The organism is Actinomadura sp. NEAU-AAG7 (assembly GCF_018603865.1).
GTDB lineage: Bacteria > Actinomycetota > Actinomycetes > Streptosporangiales > Streptosporangiaceae > Spirillospora > Spirillospora litoris.
In genome coordinates, this window is record NZ_JAHFZY010000008.1 from 1 (window position 1) to 17,733 (window position 17,733).

Consider the following 17,733-nt stretch of genomic DNA (forward strand, 5'->3'; position numbering starts at 1 on the left):
GAGACGCTCCCACCGGTTCGTATTGGGGGGCGGGGCGGCGGCCCTTCGACCGCCGCCCCACGGCCGGTGACGTCCACAGCCGGGGTGGGGGGACGAGGCCACGGCGGCGCGGTAGACGGCGCGCACCCGCCGCCGTGGCCTCCTCGGCCCCCGGTTAGGGCGCATGGATCGCGGGGACGTGATCCTGCGGCGGCACACCGACCCGGAGGGACGCGCCCATGACCGACGACCTCGCGACGGCCCGTGGTTCGACTGATCGTGGTTCGACTGACCGCGGTTCGGCGGCCCGTGGTTCGTCAGAACGTGGTTTGACGGACGACGAGGCGCGGCGGGTCGACGCGTACTGGCGGGCGGCGAACTATCTGTCGGCGGGTCAGATCTATCTGCTGGGCAATCCGCTGTTGCGGGAGCCGCTGCGGCCGGAGCACATCAAGCCCCGGTTGCTGGGGCACTGGGGTACCTCGCCGGGGCTGAACTTCTGCTACGTCCATCTGAACCGGACGATCAGGGCCCGCGACCTCGACATGATCTACATCATGGGCCCGGGGCACGGCGGTCCGGCGGCGGTGGCGAACGCGTGGCTGGAGGGGACCTACAGCGAGGTCTATCCGCATGTGTCGCAGGATGGGCCGGGTATGGCGCGGTTGTTCCGGCAGTTCTCCTTCCCCGGCGGTATTCCGAGTCATGTGGCGCCGGAGACGCCCGGGTCCATTCACGAGGGCGGTGAGCTGGGGTATTCGCTGGCGCACGCTTACGGCGCCGCCTTCGACAATCCGGATCTGGTGGTGGCGTGCATCGTCGGGGACGGGGAGGCCGAGACGGGGCCGCTGGCGGCGAGCTGGCATTCCAACAAGTTCCTCGACCCGGTGCACGACGGCGCCGTGCTGCCGATCCTGCACCTGAACGGCTACAAGATCGCGAATCCGGCGGTGCTGGCGCGGCTGCCGGAGGAGGAGCTGGTCCAGCTCTTCGACGGCTACGGCTACCACCCGGTGCTCGTGAGCGGCGACGAGCCCGCGTCCATGCATCGCAAGATGGCCGCCGCGCTCGACCAGGCGCTCGACGAGATCGCGGCCATCCAGTCCGCCGCGCGGGCCGCGGCGCGCGATGGGCGCGCGTTCGAACGCCGCCGCTGGCCCATGATCATCCTGCGGTCGCCGAAGGGGTGGACGGGGCCGAAGGAGGTCGACGGTCTGCCGGTGGAGGGGACGTGGCGCTCCCATCAGGTCCCGCTCTCCGGGGTTCGGAACAATCCCGAGCACCTCGCGCAACTGGAGGCGTGGCTGCGCTCCTACCGTCCGGATGAGCTGTTCGACGACGAGGGGCGTCCGGTCGCGGAGCTTCTCGCATCGGCGCCTCAGGGCGAGCGGCGGATGAGCGCGAACCCGCACGCCAACGGCGGTCTGCTGCTGCGCCCGCTGACCCTGCCCGACTTCCGCGACTACGCCGCGCCCGTCGGCGAGCCCGGCACGACGGCCACCGAGCCGACGCGCCTGCTCGGGGCGTTCCTGCGCGACGTCATGAGGGCCAACCCGTCCAACTTCCGGATCATGGGCGCGGACGAGACCGCCTCCAACCGCCTCCAGGACGTCTTCGAGGCGACCGACCGCGTGTTCCTCGGCGAGCGGTATCCGACCGACGTGCACCAGGCCGCGCACGGACGCGTGATGGAGGTGCTGAGCGAGCATCTGTGCCAGGGATGGCTGGAGGGCTACCTCCTGACCGGACGGCATGGGCTGTTCAACAGCTATGAGGCGTTCATCCACATCGTGGACGCGATGTTCAACCAGCACGCGAAATGGTTGAAGGTCACGCGCGGGCTGCCGTGGCGGCGCCCGATCGCGTCGCTGAACTATCTGCTGTCCTCGCATGTGTGGCGGCAGGACCACAACGGCTTCACCCACCAGGACCCCGGCTTCCTGGACGTGGTGATGAACAAGAAGCCCGAGATCGTCCGGGTGTACCTGCCGCCGGACGCCAACACGCTGCTTTCGGTGGGCGACCACTGCCTCCGCTCCCGCGACTACGTCAACGTCATCGTCGCCGGAAAGCAACCCGCGCTGAACTGGCTGTCGATGGACGCCGCCATCGCGCACTGCACGCGCGGCATCGGCATCTGGGAATGGGCCTCCACCGACGAGGGCGCCGACCCCGACGTCGTGCTGGCGTGCGCCGGCGACATTCCGACGCTGGAGACGCTCGCCGCGGCCGCCCTGCTCCGCGACCTGTTCCCGGAACTACGCGTCCGCGTCGTGAACGTCGTCGACCTCATGCGCCTGCAACCCGACTCCGAACACCCGCACGGCCTCCCCGACCGCGACTTCGACACGCTGTTCACCACCGACAAGCCCGTCATCTTCGCCTTCCACGGCTATCCGTATCTCGTCCACCGGCTCACCTACCGCCGCAACGGGCACCACAACCTGCACGTCCGCGGCTACAAGGAGGAAGGCACCACGACGACGCCGTTCGACATGGTCATGCTCAACGACCTGGACCGCTTCCACCTCGTCATGGACGTCATCGACCGCGTCCCCACCCTCGGCGGCCGCGTCGCCCACATCCGGCAACGGATGGCCGACGAACGGCTCCGGCTGCGTATACACACCCGCGAACACGGCGAGGACGCCCCCGAGATCCGCGACTGGACCTGGCCCCGGTGAGGACCCTGTTTCATGCGTGCTCTGAGTTCCATGCGTGTTCTGACGGTCAACCCGGGGTCCAGCAGCTTGAAACTGAGCCTGGTCGACCCCGACGGAACGGTGATCGCCGAAGAGTCCGGCGCCGGGCACGAGATGGCGCCGCTCGTCGCCGACATGCCTCGGCCCGATGCGATCGGGGTTCGGTTCGTCCACGGCGGAACTGAGTTCACCGGTCCTGTGGTGATCGATGATGGTGTGGTTGAGCGGCTGCATGCCCTTGCGGATCTGGCGCCGCTCCATCAGCCCGCCTCGCTGCATGCGTTGTCGGAGATCAGGGCCGCGCTGCCGGGAGTTCCCGCCGTGGCGTGTTTCGATACTTCCTTTCATGCCACCCTGCCGGATGCCGCCGCGACCTATGCCCTGCCGGCGCGGTGGCGCGAGCAGTTTGGCCTGCGGCGGTACGGGTTCCATGGGTTGTCCTTCTCCTATGCGGTGCGGCGGGCCGGTGAGATGCTGGGGAGCGATCCTGCCGGGTTCCGGATGGTGATCTGTCATCTGGGGTCGGGCGCTTCTCTTGCCGCGGTCGCGGACGGGGTCTCCGTCGATACGACGATGGGGTTCACTCCGCTGGAGGGGCTGGTAATGGCTTCCCGGGCGGGGAGTGTCGATCCCGGCATTCCGCTGTGGCTGATCAAGCATGGGCTGTCCGTCGGCGAGGTCAACGAGGGCCTTGAGCGCGACTCGGGGCTACGAGGACTCACCGGCACCGGGGACATGCGCGAGATTCGCTCTCGGGCCGCTTCTTATGATGTCGATGCGTTGGCCGCACTGGATGTTTATCATCATCGGCTTCGCGGGTGCGCGGCTGCCATGGTCGCCTCGCTCGGCGGGCTGGACGTTCTTGTTTTCACGGGGGGCGTGGGAGAGCACGATCCGTCCGTGCGCATGCGCCTCGCCGGGGATCTTGAGTTCTTGGGGGTTGGTATTGATCACGAGCTAAATGAGGGGGTGGACGGGGACACTGATGTTACTTCTGGGGACGCTAGGGTGCGCTCTTTGGTTGTCACCGCCCGGGAGGATCTGGAGATCGCCTCCGGGGCTCTCCAGGTTCTTGGCTAGTCATTGACGTTTGGGTTTCTTCTTTCGGGTTTGGGTTTCGGCTTTCGGCTTTCGGTTTTGGGTTTTGGGTTTTACTGTTTATTCTTCATTGGGCACTCGCGGTGGGGGCGGCGCTGCGTACGGGGCCGCCCCTCCAAAGTCAAGGGCGCTTCGCGATGGGACTTCGTCCCACCCTTGACTTCGGAGCCTCTGCGGCCCCTGGGTGCAGCTTTCGTCGGGCAGGCTCCGCCTGCCCCCCGCCCGACGCGCCGCCCCCACCGCCTCTTAACGACAGGGTGTCGTTTCCCCCTTTTTGCCTTTTGCCCCTTTCGGGTTTGTTGTGAGGGGCCTTTTGATCACCACAAGGTTCTCGAATTTCTGGCCTCAAGTGGCTCAATTAGCGGCGGGAGTGAGGTATGATATAAATATGCGTTCGATGATGATCGACCTCGACGAGGCGTCCACCGGAGAAATGGTGAACGCTCTCTCGGTCATCGTCGCCGAACTTGCGCAGCGGCCCACGCCGGATTCCTCAGCGGCATGCATGGAGCTCAGCGAAACCCTTGCGGCCGCCACCGACCAATGTGAGAGCGCGCTTGCCGGGCTCATCGCCCGTGTTGACACTCACGGCGAGGTGCAGCGCTGGGGGCTGCCGTCCACTCAGGCGTGGCTGCGGTCCCGGTTGGGAATGCGCGACTCTCGCGCCAAGGAACGACTCACACTCGCCCGCCAGCGCCACCGCCTGAACCAGGTCACCGACCGGTGGGCCAACGGCACATTGTCCTTCGGATACGCCGCCACCATCGCCGGGGCCGTCGCCCGCCTTGACGACGATGACTGCAAGGCCGCCGAAGAGCTGCTGCTCGACATGGTCGACAAGGAGTTCTCGGCCGGAAAGGTCGCCTCCTTCGGCAAGCGCATCCGCGAAGTGATCGCCGAACGCGACGGCACCGAGACGCCCGACGCCGACTCCCGGCGCGGATACGAGCGGTCGTGGATCGACTCCACCCGTTCCCTTGACGGTGGCCGGTACATCAAAGGCTGGCTCAACCCTGAGGACGCTGCCATCTGGGAGGGCACACTCGGGCCGCTGGCCAAGCCCGCCGGCACCGACGACCGCCGCGACCTGTCGGAACGGACGGCGGCGGCACTGACCGGCGTCCTGGCGGGCGGGCACACCGCGACGAAGGTCACCGTCATCTGCGACCTGGAGACCCTGACCGGCGGCGACGCTCCCGCCCGCCTCACCGACGGCACACCGATCCCCGCCGAGCAGGCCCGCCGCATCGCACTGAACGCCGGGGTGTCTCCGCTCCTACTGGGTCGCGGGAACCTACCCCTGTATCTCGGCCATCGACGACGATTCGCAAGCCCAGCACAACGCCAGGTCCTCGAAACCCTGTACTCGACGTGCGCGGTACAAGGCTGCGAGGTGCCCGGCACCCTGTGCGAGGTCGATCACGTCGACGGCTGGGCGCTCGGCGACAGCCCCACCGACATCGACAGGCTCGCGCTGTGCTGCGGCTGGCACAACCGCTTCAAGCACGCCAACCCGGCGCAGCTTCAGATCACCAAGAATGAGAGCGGGCGCTACACCTACCGCCTCCTCCCGCCCAACACGGCGACCACGTCCACGGGGGCGTCGGATGTCGCTTCCCCGCCCACCGGCTCCTCCCCCATCGGAGCCACGGCCGGTGGCACCGCCGTCCCGGCCCCCACTCGGCCGCAGGACGACAACGCTCCCTCCGCCCCGGTTCCCGCTGCGTCCCTCTCGTCGAATCCGTGGCAGGAAGCGCCCGCGACGACGGCTGCGATCTCAGTGCCACATCGGGTCCAGTTCCGCTCCCGCTCCCGCGCCCAGGCCGTCCGCTCCACCCGAACCAGCAGCCGACCCCCCGGCCAGCAACGCCAAACCGGCGCGCCGTAGCCCATCCCCCGAACATCCCCACCTCCCCGGAGCGTTCTGCCCCAGGCACCCGAGGCACATCTGCCGCGCCGCACTTCCGCCCCCATTGCCACGGCCGGTGCCGTTTCATCCCCATCGGGATATGTGGCCCCAGCGCAGCACCACCACTGCTGCTGCTGCGAGTTCAGGGAGGGCGGCTCCTGCTAGGACTCTGCGGAGCCATTAGGAGATCGTGGGTGGAAGGGGAGGGTGTGTCCGGACTGAAGGGGCGGTGGGGGCGGCGCGTCGGGCGGGGGGCAGGCGGAGCCTGCCCGACGAAAGCTGCACCCAGGGGCCGCAGAGGCTCCGAAGTCAAGGGTGGGACGAAGTCCCATCGCGAAGCGACGCGAAGCGCCCTTGACTTTGGAGGGGCGGCCCCGTACGCAGCGCCGCCCCCACCGACGATTAAGAATGCCGGTGGAGAATGCCGGTTGGAGAATGCCGGTGGAAGAACGGCGGTTGGAGAACGGCGGCTGAAGAACGGCGGTTGAAGAATGGCGATGAGGAACGGCGATTAAGAACGGCCTAGGCTCCTGAGATCTTGGCCGGAACCCACAACTTCACCGCCCGGGACGACGGTCCTCACCGCGTGCGCGGTGTTCTTCGTCCTCCAGGAGAGGTGCGATGCGGAAAGGAACCTGGTGTGTCAGGACGATCGACGTCGTGCTGCGCCGGACCCCGGGGCAGGCGAGGATGGAGTCGATCACTTCGTGCAGTTGCTTGCCGTTCGGAGCGACGGCGCGGACGAGCAGGTCGCCCTGGCCCGTGATTCCCAGGACTTCCAGGACGCGCGGGATGGCCGACAGCGCGCCGGCTGCCTCTCGTAGGCGCCCCTGCGCCACTTCCAGCGTCACGAAGGCGGTGAGTTCGAAGCCGAGGGCGCCGAGGTCGACCTCCCGGCCGCGGTGGCCGATCACGCCTTCGCGTTCCAGGCGTTCGACTCGTGCGTGGGCGGTGTTGCGGGCTATGCCTAGTCTCGCGGCGAGTTCGGTGATGCCGATGCGGGGCTGGTCGACGAGGCGGCGCAGGATCTGGATGTCGAGCAGGGTGGGGCGCGTCACATCGCTCACCTCCGACGGGTGACTCGGCTCACACTTGAGCAATCCGCTCAATCTTCTCTCTCACATCTTGCACCCTGCTCAGCGGCGGATGCTCAATGCACGCATGACCCCCATCATCACCTCAGGAAATCCGCTCCGCGACCGGCTGGAGCTGGAGCGGGGACGGATCGCCGTCGGCGGTGTGCAGGCGCTCGTCCGGCTTCTGCTCGACCAGCGGCGCGCGGACGCGCGGCGCGGGTGGGCGACGGCCGGGTTCGTGTCGGGGTATCGGGGGTCGCCGCTCGGAGGGCTCGATCAGCAGCTCGTCCGGGACGCGGCGCTCCTTGAGCGGCATGGCATCCGGTTCGTCCCCGGCGTGAACGAGGAGCTGGCGGCGACGGCGGTGTACGGGTCGCAGCTCGTGGAGCATCTGCCGGGGCCGCGGTACGAGGGCGTGTTCGGGCTCTGGTACGGCAAGGCCCCCGGCGTGGACCGCTCCATGGACGCGTTCAAGCATGCCAACTGGCTCGGGACGAGTGAGCGCGGCGGCGTCCTCGCGGTCGTGGGGGACGATCCGTCCTGCAAGTCCTCGACGCTGCCGTCGGCGACGGAGGGCGCGCTGGCCGAGGCGTTCATGCCGGTGCTGGCGCCCGCGTCGGTCGCGGACGTGCTGCGCCTCGGCCGCGCCGGGTTCGAGATGTCGCGGTTCAGCGGCGCCTGGACCGGCTTCAAGGTCGTGACGGACGTGGCGGACTCCCACGAGGTGGTGGACGTCGAGCCCGTCCCGGACTTCGCCGTTCCCGAGTGGGAGTGGCGCGGGCGGCCCTGGAAGCCGACGCGCAGGCCCGGCGTCGACCTGAAGGACACGACGTCGCTGGAAGCCGAGGTGCTGGACGGGCGTCTCCAGGCCGCGACCGAGTTCGCGCGGGCGAACGGGCTCGACGCCGTCGGCGGCGCGGTCGGGGCGACGGTCGGGCTGGTCGCGGCGGGCCGCACCTACATCGAGTTGCGGGAGGCCCTCGACCGGCTGGGGCTGGACGACGCGGCGCTCGAACGGCGCGGCGTCCGGCTGCTGCGGCTCGCGCTGATCCATCCGCTCGACCCGGCGAGGACGAGGGAGTTCGCGCGGGGGCTCCGCGAGATCGTGGTGGTGGAGGAGAAGCGCGCGTTCGTCGAGACGCAGGTCAGGGACGTCCTGTACGACCTGGCGGAGCGTCCGGCCGTGCTCGGCAAGAAGGGCCCGGACGGCGCGCCGCTGATCCCCGCCGACGGGGGCCTGGACGCCGACCGGATCGTCAAGGCGCTCGCGCGGTTCCTGGCCGACCGCGTCGGGGAGGAGCACCTCGACCTGCGCGACCCGGCGCTGACGCCGCGCAAGCCGACGCTGAACCTCATCTCCGCCGCGCGGACGCCGTTCTTCTGCTCGGGCTGCCCGCACAACCGGTCGACGGTCGTCCCGGACGGGTCGGTCGCGGCGAGCGGCATCGGCTGCCACGTCATGACCGTGTTCAACGACCGCGGCATCGGCACGACGCAGATGGGCGGCGAGGGCGCGATGTGGGTCGGCGCGGCGCCGTTCAGCGGGACCGCGCACATGTTCCAGAACCTCGGCGACGGGACGTTCTTCCACTCGGGCAGCCTCGCGGTGCGGCAGGCGGTGGCGGCGGGCACGAACATCACGTTCAAGCTGCTGTTCAACGCGGCCGTCGCGATGACGGGCGGGCAGGACGCCGACGGCGGCGCGGACCCGGCGGCCGTCACCCGCATGCTGCACGCGGAGGGCGTCGCGCGGATCGTGGTGGTCGCGGACGACCCGTCCCGCTACCCGCGCGGGACGGACTGGGCGCCGGGCGTCCGGGTCCGGCACCGCGACGACCTCGACGCCGTCCAGCGGGAGCTGCGCGAGGTCCCGGGCGTGACCGTGCTGCTGTACGACCAGGCGTGCGCGGCGGAGACGCGGCGCAAGCGCAAGCGGGGGCTCGCCCCCGACCCGGCGGCGCGCGTGCTGATCAACGAGGGGGTGTGCGAGGGCTGCGGCGACTGCGGCACCGCGTCCAACTGCCTCAGCGTCGAGCCGGTCGAGACCGAGTTCGGACGCAAGACGCAGATCAACCAGACGTCCTGCAACAAGGACTACTCGTGCCTGGACGGCGACTGCCCGTCGTTCCTCACCGTGATCCCGGGTGAGCGGAAGGCCGCCGCGCCGAAGCTCAAGCCGATCGGTGAGCTGCCGGAGCCGCCGGCGCGCCCCGAGGCGGCGGACGTCCTGCTCGTCGGCATCGGCGGGACGGGCGTCGTCACCGTCAACCAGGTGCTCGCGACCGCCGCGCTGCTCGACGGCCGGGACGCCCGCGCGCTCGACCAGACGGGGCTCAGCCAGAAGGCGGGCGCGGTCGTGTCGCACCTGCGGATCGGCGCCGGGAAGGGAAAGGGCCGCGACCGTCCGGGCATGATCGGCGCGGGCGGCGCGGACGCCTACCTGGTGTTCGACTCGCTCGCCGGGACGTCCGAGCAGAACCTCCGCCGCTGCGCGCCCGGCCGCACCGGCGCGGTGGTCTCGACCAGCGAGGTCCCGACCGGACGGATGATCACCGACACGTCGGCGGCGCTGCCGCCGGGGGCCGCGCTGGTGCGGCGGATCGCCGAGCGGACCGACGGCGACCGGCTGGTCGCGCTGGACGCGCTGGGCCTCGCCGAGCGCTGGTTCGGCGCGACGACCACGGCCAACTTCGTGGTGGTCGGCGCCGCCTACCAGTCGGGGCTGCTGCCGGTCCCGGCCGCCGCGATCGAGGAGGCGCTCGCGCTCAACGGCGTCCAGGTCGAGGCGAACGTGCAGGCGTTCCGCGCGGGCCGCCGCCTCGTCCTCGACCCGGGGTTCGCGGACGACGCGCCCGAGGCGGTGAGGCCGGTCGTCCGTCCGCTGGACGCGACCGCGCCCGCCGCGCTGAACCTGGTGGCCGCGTCGGGCGCGGACGGCGAGCTGCTGCGCGTCCTGCGGATCCGCGTCCCCGACCTCGCGGCCTACCAGGACCTCGCCCTGGCCGAGCGCTACCTGAACGCGGTGGTCCGCGTCGCGGAGGCCGAGCGCGCCGCAGGGGTGGAAGGGCAGCGGCTCGCGGTCGCCGTGGCGCGCAACCTGTACAAGCTGATGGCCTACAAGGACGAGTACGAGGTCGCCCGCCTGCACCTCGACCCCGAGCTGGCGCGGCGGGTGGAGGAGCGGTTCGGTCCCGGGTCGTCGGTCCGGTACATGCTGCACCCGCCGGTGCTGCGGGCGCTCGGCATGGACCGGAAGATCGCCCTCGGCCGGACGGCGCGTCCGGCGTTCCGGGCGCTGCGGGCGATGCGGCGGCTGCGCGGCACCCCGCTGGACCCCTTCGGCGCGACCGCGCAGCGCCGCGAGGAGCGCCGCCTGGTCACCGAGTACCTCCGCGTCATCGCCGAACTGCTCCCGCAACTGGACGGGCACCGCCACGACCTGGCCGTCCAGATCGCGGAGCTGCCGGACATGATCCGCGGCTACGAGGACGTCAAGTCCGCCAACGTCGCGCGCTACCGGGAGCGCCGCCGCGAGCTGCTCGCTTCCTGGCGCGGCGCGCGCCGGGCGACGCCTCAGGAGCAGCCCTCGAACTGAGGGATCTTCATGTAGGTCAGGTCGAGGCCGGTGCCGCTGAACCACTTGGTGATCAGCTTGGCGGCGGTGCCGTCCTGGTACATCTTCGTGATGGCCCGGTTCAGCGCCTCGCAGCCGTCGACGTCGCCGCGGCGCACGCCGATGCCGGTGTTCTGCTCGCTGATCCGCGCGTTGAGCAGCCGGTACCCGGTGCCCTCCCGCCGGATGAGCCCGGCGAGGATCACGTCGTTGGTGGTGATCGCGTCGACGGCCCCCGTGCGGATCTTCGCCATGCAGGCGTCGTAGTCCGCGGCGGGGATGACGTCCGCGGTCATCCCGTGCACGGCTTTCAGCCGCTTGACCGGGTCGGAGCCCTCCACGCCGCAGAACCGGCGTCCCTTGAGGTCGCGGACGCTCTTGGCCCGCTCGTCCGACCGGACGAGGATGTCCTGGTAGGACGCGTAGTACGGACCCGCGAACGAGATGTCCGTCTTGCGCTCGGGCGTCACCGACAGGGTCGCGAGAACCATGTCGGCCTTCCCCGCCGTCAGCACCGTGAGCCGGTCCTTCGAGAGCACCTGGATGAAGCGGACCTTGCGCTTCAGCTTGTCCGCGACGTAGCGGGCGACGTCGATGTCGAAGCCCTCGAAGGAGCCGTCGGAACGGCGCAGGCCGAGGCCGGGCAGGTCCGGGCGGACGCCCACGACCAGCGTGTCCTTGTCGAGCAGCGACTTCCCGCCGCCGACGTCGCCGACATCGGCGCAGGCCGTCAGCAGCCCACCCAGCAGCACCAGCGTCGAGAGCAGCCGCATCGGCCTTCGGTTTCGCACAGGGAAATGATCCCTGGTCCGCCGCGTCAGTCAAGACGGGTGCCTTGGATTCCGCCGCGATCGCCCCGGTTCGGTACTGGCTCAACCCGGCCATCGCCGAACATCCGCAGGTCAACACCCTTCTAATCCTGCGTAACCGGAAGATGCCCGGTACCCCACCCCCCGGAAGGAACCCCATGAAGGTCAAGCGGATCGCCGTCACCGGTCTCGTCGCGGCCGCCGTCGTCGCGGGCGGGACCGCGCTGCCCTCCCCCGCGTCGGCCGACACCGTTCCCTACGCCTCGCCGTACGGGTACTGGCCCGTCCTGAAGCAGGGGCAGGTCAGCGAGAACGTCCGCGCCCTCCAGTGGTTTCTGAGCTGCGACGGCTACGACCAGCCGGCCCCCTCGCACTTCGGTCCGAAGACCACCGCGAACGTGCGCGCCTTCCAGCAGCGCTACCTGACCTCCTTCGACGGCAATGTGGGCGCGCTCACCTGGACGGCCCTGCTCACGCATGCCGCGCCCACCGGATACGGCCAGAAGAACAACTGCGTCAAGGCGTTGCAGGTGCTGCTCAACAAGTGGCGCTACAACGACGACCTGCCGATCACCGGTTTCCACGGCCCCCGCACGAAGAAGAAGCTGGTGCGCTTCCAGTCCGAGCACGGCCTGCCCGCGACCGGCGTCCCGGACGTGCGCACCTACCACAAGCTGATCGCCGGCAAGTGACCGTCCGTCCCCGGGGGGACGCGGCACGGGGGCGTGCGGCGCGGGCGCGCCGCACCGTCGCCGGGGGTTCACCCGCTGGACGAGAACGGCTCCTACGCTGCACCGATGGACAAGATCGACAAACCACAGCCGGCACGAAGGGCGGTACTGGGCGGTGCGCTGGGCGGTCTGGCCGGGGCCGCCGTGCTGGGGCTCGACGCCGCGCCCGCCGACGCCGCCGCCCCGCATCCGTCGCACCGCCCGTCGCACCGCCTGCCGCACCGCCCGCACCACCGCCCGCTCCGGGTGCTCGTCGCGACGAACGAGCCGTGGGGCACCTACCACGTCGCGCCGCTGCTCGCCGAGGCCGCGCGGCGGGGCGTGCGGCTGACGCAGCTCGTGCCCGACCACTCCCAGATCAAGCCGGACGACCCGGTCCCGGTCGCGGTTCCCGGGCGGGCGCCGCGCGCGGACCTGCTGGTCGTCGCGGGCGCGGGCGACTGGCCGCTGGAGTGCGCGCGCCGCTTCCGGCATCTGCGGCTCGCCGCGAGCTCGCTCGCCTACCTGGGCCCGGACGAGGCGCCCGGCGCGTGGTGGCTGCGGCACCGGCTGCGCGCGATCACCTCCTCCTCCCCGGCGGAGGCCCGCGCGTTCGCGGGCTACCTCGGCACGCACCGCCGCGTCCGTGTCGTCGGGTCGCCGCAGACCGACGACCTCCCGGTGCGCGCGCCGGAGCAGGGGCTGGTCCTGGTCGTCACGAGCGTCACCCGCCCGGACGGGACGGGCGGCGCCGCCCCCGGCACCGAGCTGCTGCTCAAGGCGGCCGAGAACCTGCGGAGCGCCGGGAAGCGGATCCTGGTCGGACTGCACCCGCGCGAGGACCGCCGCCTGTGGGAGAAGTACGAGATCAGCACGGTCCCGACGCTGCGGGCCTCGGCCCGCGCGGAGGCGGCGATCGGCATCCCGGGGACGGTCTTCCCGCTGATCGCGGCGGTGGGGACGCCGCTGGTGGGCTGCACCGACCCGGCGCTCAAGGTGCCCGCCTACCTGCGGTCGGTCTGCTCGGCGACGATCGAGGACGCGGGGGCGGCGGTCAAGGCCGTCCAGGACGCGCGGCCGGCCGACCCGCGCACGCTCGCCGACGCGGTCGGCCCGATCGGCGGCTCGGCGGCCCGGCTGCTGGAGGTCTGGCGCCGCGCCTGACCGTGGGCGGAGCGGGGGAACCGGGGGAAACGGGCGCCCAGGAAGGCAGGGATCAAGCCTGGCCCGGGCGCCCGCCCCCAGCACCGGACGCCGCGTCCAAACGCCCGGTGGGCCTGTACCGGCGCGTTTCCGGCCGATGACCGGCTCACTCGTCGCCGAGGGCCGGTGGCGGTTCTTTCGCCCGCCCGAGTCGTTCCACCGTTTGCCGGATACGTGCCACGCGGGACGATATCCCACGATCGCGGGAGTATGCGCGGTGGTTGCGCAGACGGCATGCCGAAATTCCGGCACGTGCCGAATCCGCCCCGTCCGACCAGCCGTTATGCGAATTCAACTGCGCGAAACCGAAATGGTGGAGCGCGGCGTTCCGTTCCTCACATCGTGACGACGAGCTTCCCGGTCGTGTGGAGGCGGGCGAAGTCGACGCAGGCCCGCGCGGCCTCGGCCAGGCCGTACTCGCGAGTGACCGTGGCGGGCAGCACGCCGCTCGCCGCGCGTTCTCCCACCTCGCGCATTCCGCCGAGCTCGCCGTCCATGTCGAGGACGAAACTCAGCTCGACATCGTCCCGGCCGAGCCATTCCGGCTGCGGCACGGGGAAGGTGATCGTGAGGAGGCGTCCGCCCGGACGCAGCGCCGCCGCCACCCCGGTCAGATGGTCGCCGGGAAAGGCCAGGTTGAACGCCAGGTCGACGCCGGTCGGATAGTCCGGCTCGGCATAGCCGATGATCTCTTGCGCGCCCAGGTCCCGCAGCACGTCCGCGTCGTCGTCGGTGGCGGTGGCGATCACCCGCACGCCCGCCGCGGCGAGCACGGGGACCAGCGCCGTCCCGACGCCGCCGGTGGCGCCGACCACCAGCGCGGTCTCGCCCGCCGCGACCCCGGCGGTGGCCATCAGCGCCCCGGCCGTCAGGCCGGTGGTGGCGAGGGCCGCCGCGTCCCGCGCCGCAACACCGGGCGGGCGGCGCGCCAGCAGCGGGGTGTCGGCCTCGAAGACCGCGTACTCCGCCATCGTGCCGGTGCTGAGCGAGGGCCGCGTCGCCCCCGCCATCGGCCGCAGCGCCCGGGGCAGCGCCTGGCCGAAGATCTCCTCCCCCACCGCGAACGCGGTCACGCCCGCGCCCGTCTCGGTGACCGTCCCGGCGAAGTCGATGCCGAGGACGTGCGGGAACTCCAGCGGCGCGACGTCGCGGTACTCCCCGTTGGGCAGCCGGATGTCGCTGGGGTTGACGGACGCGGCGGCGATGCGGACCTGGATCTGCCCCGGCCCGGGTGACGGCACCGGCAGTTCCTCCACCGTGTACCGCTCGGGCGGTCCGTATCCGGTGGCGACGGCAGCCTTCATGAGTCCTCCCAGAGGCGGGCCCGCAATAAGCGGACCGCACGGTCATGTTAGCCGCGACGCTAGCGCTAAACGGACCGCGCGGTCAACTTGGTAGGCTCGCGGGGTGACCGAGACCCCGTCCCGCCCGCTGCGCGCCGACGCCGCGCGCAACCGGGAGGCGCTGCTGGCCGCGGCGGCGGACGAGTTCGCCGAGCACGGCATCGACGCCTCGGTCGCCGACATCGCCCGCCGGGCGGGCGTCGGGAAGGGCACGCTCTTCCGGCACTTCCCCACCAAGGACGACCTGATCTCCGCGATCGTCCTTGACCGGCTCGGCGGCCTCAACGAGGCGGGCGAGCGCCTCCTCCGGCGGCCGGACGCGGGCGACGCGCTCCTGGAGTTCCTCACCCTCGCCGCGCACCGGCGCCAGCAGCGCGACATCTCGTTCCTGCACAACGTGGGCGAGACCGGCACCGGGGTGGCGGCGGCCCGCACGCGGCTGTTCGAGATCGTGCAGGTCCTGGTCGACCGCGCGCGCGAACAGGGCGTCATCCGCGCCGACGTCACCGGCGCCGACGTCGTCCTGCTGATGTGCGCGCCGAACCATGTCGCCGAGTACCTGCCGGACGGCGCCCCCGACCTGTGGCGCCGCTACCTCGCCATCATCTTCGACGGGCTGCGCCCCGACGGCGCGCACCCGCTCCCCCACCCCGCACCGGACGTCCTCTGACACCGGCGTGACGTGCTTCGCGCCCGGCCCGGGTACGGGCGCGAGCGCGAAGGGGGTCGAGGACGGACGCGGGGGTCAGGAGGCGGGCCGCTCCGGGAAGAAGAAGCCCTGGCCGACGACCGCGTCGAAGCCGGGGATGGGCCGGCCCGGGTTGAACATGGACACCCACGGGAACGGGGTGCCGGTCAGGAACAGGTGGCTGTCCCAGAAACGGCCGTGGGACATGCCGACCTGGCAGTCGCACTCCTCGGCGGTCGGCCACGTGGCGCCCGGGTCCTCGCCCTTCCACGCCTCGTTCTTCGGCGGGACGCGGGTGTTGAACCAGGTGTCGGCCGGGTGGACGCTGCGCTCGTGGATGAAGGAGTCCTTCGGCTTCAGGCAGCGCAGGCCGGGCTCGCCCGGGAAGGAGGGCGCCTTGCCGGGGGTGTAGGGGCTGACGTAGCCCCAGCCGACGAGCCGGTAGGGGAAGTTCGGCTCGAACGCGTGCGTGGGGTCCTTCACCCGGGGGTCCGGCTTGTAGAACACCAGCGTCGGCTTGCCCGGCCCCTGGGCGCCGTCGTTGACGATGGTCAGCCCGATCCCCTTCATGCTGTTGTACATGTGGGAGAGCAGCGCGTAGTGGGTGCCGTACTGGGGGTTGACCTTGGCGAGGCGGTCCATGTCGGCCTGGTTCCGCAGCACCTCGAAGCCCTTGAACAGCTTCAGCACCCGGCGCTGCTCGACCGCCAGCGTGGACAGCCGCTCCCAGGTGGTGCACGCGGCCCCGACGTGCGGTGTCCGGGGCGGCCGCGCGGCGGTGCCCGCGGAACCGGCGGCGGCGCTGGCGGCGCTCGCCCCGGCGGGCACGGCCAGCGCCACGACGCTCGCGGCCGCCGCGATGACGTGGCGCCGCCTCAACTTGTGTAGAGCCACGGAACTTCCTCCTTTGGTGGCTGGTCCGTAGACGACGCTAGGGATCGGCGCCGGGCGGCCACATCCGCCAACGTGCGGTTCGTGATCCACTACGCGGCCCCCGCCGGTCGCGGCCTGCGCAATCGGGAGGATGTGGCGCGCTCCCGCGGATGTGAGCCTTCGGGTGTGACCGGAGGAGACGGTCGCGTGCCGCCGGCGGACCGGTTCCGCCGGCCATGGGCGAACCGGCGGTGACACGCGGTCCGCCCCACCCGAACGGGCCCTGGTGGCCCCTTTTCCTGAAGGTGGGTGGCCGATGAGCGGGAATCTCGGTGAACGGGCGGTCGTCCTCGGCGGGAGCATCGCGGGCCTGCTGGCCGCCCGGGTGCTCGCCGAGTCCTACGGGCAGGTCGTGGTCGTCGACCGGGACGAGCTGCTCGGCGTGCGGGTGTCGCGGCGGGGAGCGCCGCACACCGTCCACGCGCACGGCCTGCACGCGCGCGGGCATCTGATCATGGAGGAGCTGTTCCCCGGGTTCACCGAGGAGCTGCGCGCCGGGGGCGTGCCGACCGGCGACCTCGGCGAGATGCGGTGGTACTTCAACGCGCGGCGGCTGCGTCCGGCGCACACGGGGCTCGTGTCGGTGACGGCGCCGCGTCCGGTGCTGGAGGGCCACGTGCGGGACCGGGTGGCGGCGCTGCCGAACGTCACCTTCCTGGAGCGGCACTACATCGAGGGCCTGACGGCCGACCAGGCCGGGGGCCGGATCGTCGGTGTGCGGGTGCGGCGGCGGGTCGAGGGCGCCGAGGAGGAGCCGCTGGACGCCGACCTCGTCGTGGACGCGACCGGACGCGGCTCCCGCACCCCCGCGTGGTTCTCCGAGCTGGGCTACGACCGTCCGGCCGAGGACAAGGTCAAGATCGGTCTCGCGTACACGACCCGGCACTACCGCACGAGGCCCGAGTGGTTCGACGGGGTCCAGTCGATCAACCCGGTGGCCTCCCCCGCCCATCCGCGCGGCGCGTTCTTCGGGCAGGTGGGCCGGGACGTCTGCATCCTGTCGCTGACCGGCGTCCTCGGCGACCACCCGCCGACCGAGCACGAGGCGTTCCTGGAGTTCACCCGGACGCTGCCGGTCCCGGACGTCTACCAGGCCGTCCGCGACGCCGAGCCGCTGGACGAGGCGGTCTCGTTCCGCTTCCCCGCCAGCGTGCGGCGCCGCTACGAGAAGCTGACCCGGCTGCCCGAGCGGCTGCTCGTGATGGGCGACGCGGTGTGCAGCTTCAACCCGGTCTACGGGCAGGGCATGAGCGTGGCGTCGCTGGAGGCGATGAAGCTGCGCGAGCACCTGCGCCGCGGGTACCCGCCCGCGCCCGGCGCGTTCCTGGCCGACATCGCCAAGATCATCGACGTGCCGTGGGAGATCTCGGCGGGCGGCGACCTGGACTTCCCCGAGGTCGAGGGCGACCGCACGCTGAAGGTCAGGATGGGCAACGCCTACATGGCGCGGCTCCAGTACGCCGCGTCCAAGGACCCGAAGGTCACCGAGGGGTTCATGCGGGTGGCGGGGCTGATGGACCCGCCGCAGGCGCTCATGAGGCCCGCGATGATGGCCCGCGTGCTGCGGCACGCGATCCGGCGCCCGCCGGCGGCACCGTCCTGGCTGGCGGGCCGCCAGGAGGCCGGGGCGCGCGCCGGGCAGCGGAGCTGAGCCGAAGCCGCCTCCAGCA

Annotated in this window: 12 protein-coding genes; 8 read left to right on the forward strand and 4 right to left on the reverse strand. The window is 71.4% G+C overall.

Features of this window, described 5'->3' with window-relative positions; all coding sequences use genetic code 11:
• Nucleotides 1–308: 308 nt before the first annotated feature.
• The 3 genes from KLI87_RS32310 (at nucleotide 309) to KLI87_RS32320 (ending at nucleotide 5,667) form a co-directional block, all read left to right on the forward strand.
• Nucleotides 309–2,663, forward strand: a complete 2,355-nt coding sequence (locus tag KLI87_RS32310) for a phosphoketolase family protein (protein ID WP_250904491.1) — start codon at nucleotides 309–311, stop codon at nucleotides 2,661–2,663.
• 30 nt (nucleotides 2,664–2,693) lie between these two features.
• Nucleotides 2,694–3,761 carry an acetate/propionate family kinase gene (locus KLI87_RS32315; protein ID WP_214620088.1) on the forward strand — a complete coding sequence of 356 codons (1,068 nt, stop codon included), beginning with the start codon at nucleotides 2,694–2,696 and terminating at the stop codon, nucleotides 3,759–3,761.
• A gap of 406 nt (nucleotides 3,762–4,167) precedes the next feature.
• Complete coding sequence (locus KLI87_RS32320) at nucleotides 4,168–5,667, forward strand: HNH endonuclease signature motif containing protein (protein WP_214620089.1); 1,500 nt, start codon at nucleotides 4,168–4,170, stop codon at nucleotides 5,665–5,667.
• A gap of 578 nt (nucleotides 5,668–6,245) precedes the next feature.
• Here KLI87_RS32320 and KLI87_RS32325 read toward each other — a convergent pair.
• Nucleotides 6,246–6,755, reverse strand: coding sequence for an Lrp/AsnC family transcriptional regulator (locus tag KLI87_RS32325; RefSeq protein ID WP_308166357.1), 510 nt, complete (start codon nucleotides 6,753–6,755; stop codon nucleotides 6,246–6,248).
• Nucleotides 6,756–6,849: 94 nt separating this feature from the next.
• Between KLI87_RS32325 and KLI87_RS32330 the strand changes: the two genes are divergently transcribed.
• Complete coding sequence (locus KLI87_RS32330; protein WP_214620090.1) at nucleotides 6,850–10,359, forward strand: indolepyruvate ferredoxin oxidoreductase family protein; 3,510 nt, start codon at nucleotides 6,850–6,852, stop codon at nucleotides 10,357–10,359.
• Here the strand turns inward: KLI87_RS32330 and KLI87_RS32335 are convergent.
• Nucleotides 10,338–11,168 (reverse strand): transporter substrate-binding domain-containing protein, encoded by an 831-nt coding sequence (locus tag KLI87_RS32335; protein ID WP_214620091.1) that lies wholly within the window; start codon nucleotides 11,166–11,168, stop codon nucleotides 10,338–10,340. The genes KLI87_RS32330 and KLI87_RS32335 overlap by 22 nt on opposite strands.
• A gap of 176 nt (nucleotides 11,169–11,344) precedes the next feature.
• Between KLI87_RS32335 and KLI87_RS32340 the strand changes: the two genes are divergently transcribed.
• Together KLI87_RS32340 and KLI87_RS32345 are read left to right on the forward strand one after the other, a co-directional pair.
• Complete coding sequence (locus KLI87_RS32340) at nucleotides 11,345–11,878, forward strand: peptidoglycan-binding protein (protein WP_156222886.1); 534 nt, start codon at nucleotides 11,345–11,347, stop codon at nucleotides 11,876–11,878.
• 105 nt (nucleotides 11,879–11,983) lie between these two features.
• Entirely contained in the window at nucleotides 11,984–13,060 is a 1,077-nt protein-coding gene (locus KLI87_RS32345) for a hypothetical protein (protein WP_214620092.1), read from the forward strand.
• 374 nt (nucleotides 13,061–13,434) lie between these two features.
• Here KLI87_RS32345 and KLI87_RS32350 read toward each other — a convergent pair whose 3' ends face one another.
• Nucleotides 13,435–14,403, reverse strand: coding sequence for an NADP-dependent oxidoreductase (locus tag KLI87_RS32350; protein ID WP_214620093.1), 969 nt, complete (start codon nucleotides 14,401–14,403; stop codon nucleotides 13,435–13,437).
• A 103-nt stretch (nucleotides 14,404–14,506) separates the two neighbouring features.
• Here KLI87_RS32350 and KLI87_RS32355 point away from each other — a divergent pair, with 103 nt between their 5' ends.
• Nucleotides 14,507–15,112, forward strand: a complete 606-nt coding sequence (locus KLI87_RS32355) for a TetR/AcrR family transcriptional regulator (RefSeq protein ID WP_214620094.1) — start codon at nucleotides 14,507–14,509, stop codon at nucleotides 15,110–15,112.
• Between the two features lie 75 nt (nucleotides 15,113–15,187).
• On the opposite strand, the gene KLI87_RS32360 is transcribed toward KLI87_RS32355, so the two are convergent.
• Nucleotides 15,188–16,024, reverse strand: a complete 837-nt coding sequence (locus KLI87_RS32360; RefSeq protein WP_214620095.1) for a hypothetical protein — start codon at nucleotides 16,022–16,024, stop codon at nucleotides 15,188–15,190.
• A gap of 295 nt (nucleotides 16,025–16,319) precedes the next feature.
• Between KLI87_RS32360 and KLI87_RS32365 the strand changes: the two genes are divergently transcribed.
• Nucleotides 16,320–17,714, forward strand: coding sequence for an NAD(P)/FAD-dependent oxidoreductase (locus tag KLI87_RS32365; RefSeq protein ID WP_156222894.1), 1,395 nt, complete (start codon nucleotides 16,320–16,322; stop codon nucleotides 17,712–17,714).
• Nucleotides 17,715–17,733 lie beyond the last annotated feature (19 nt).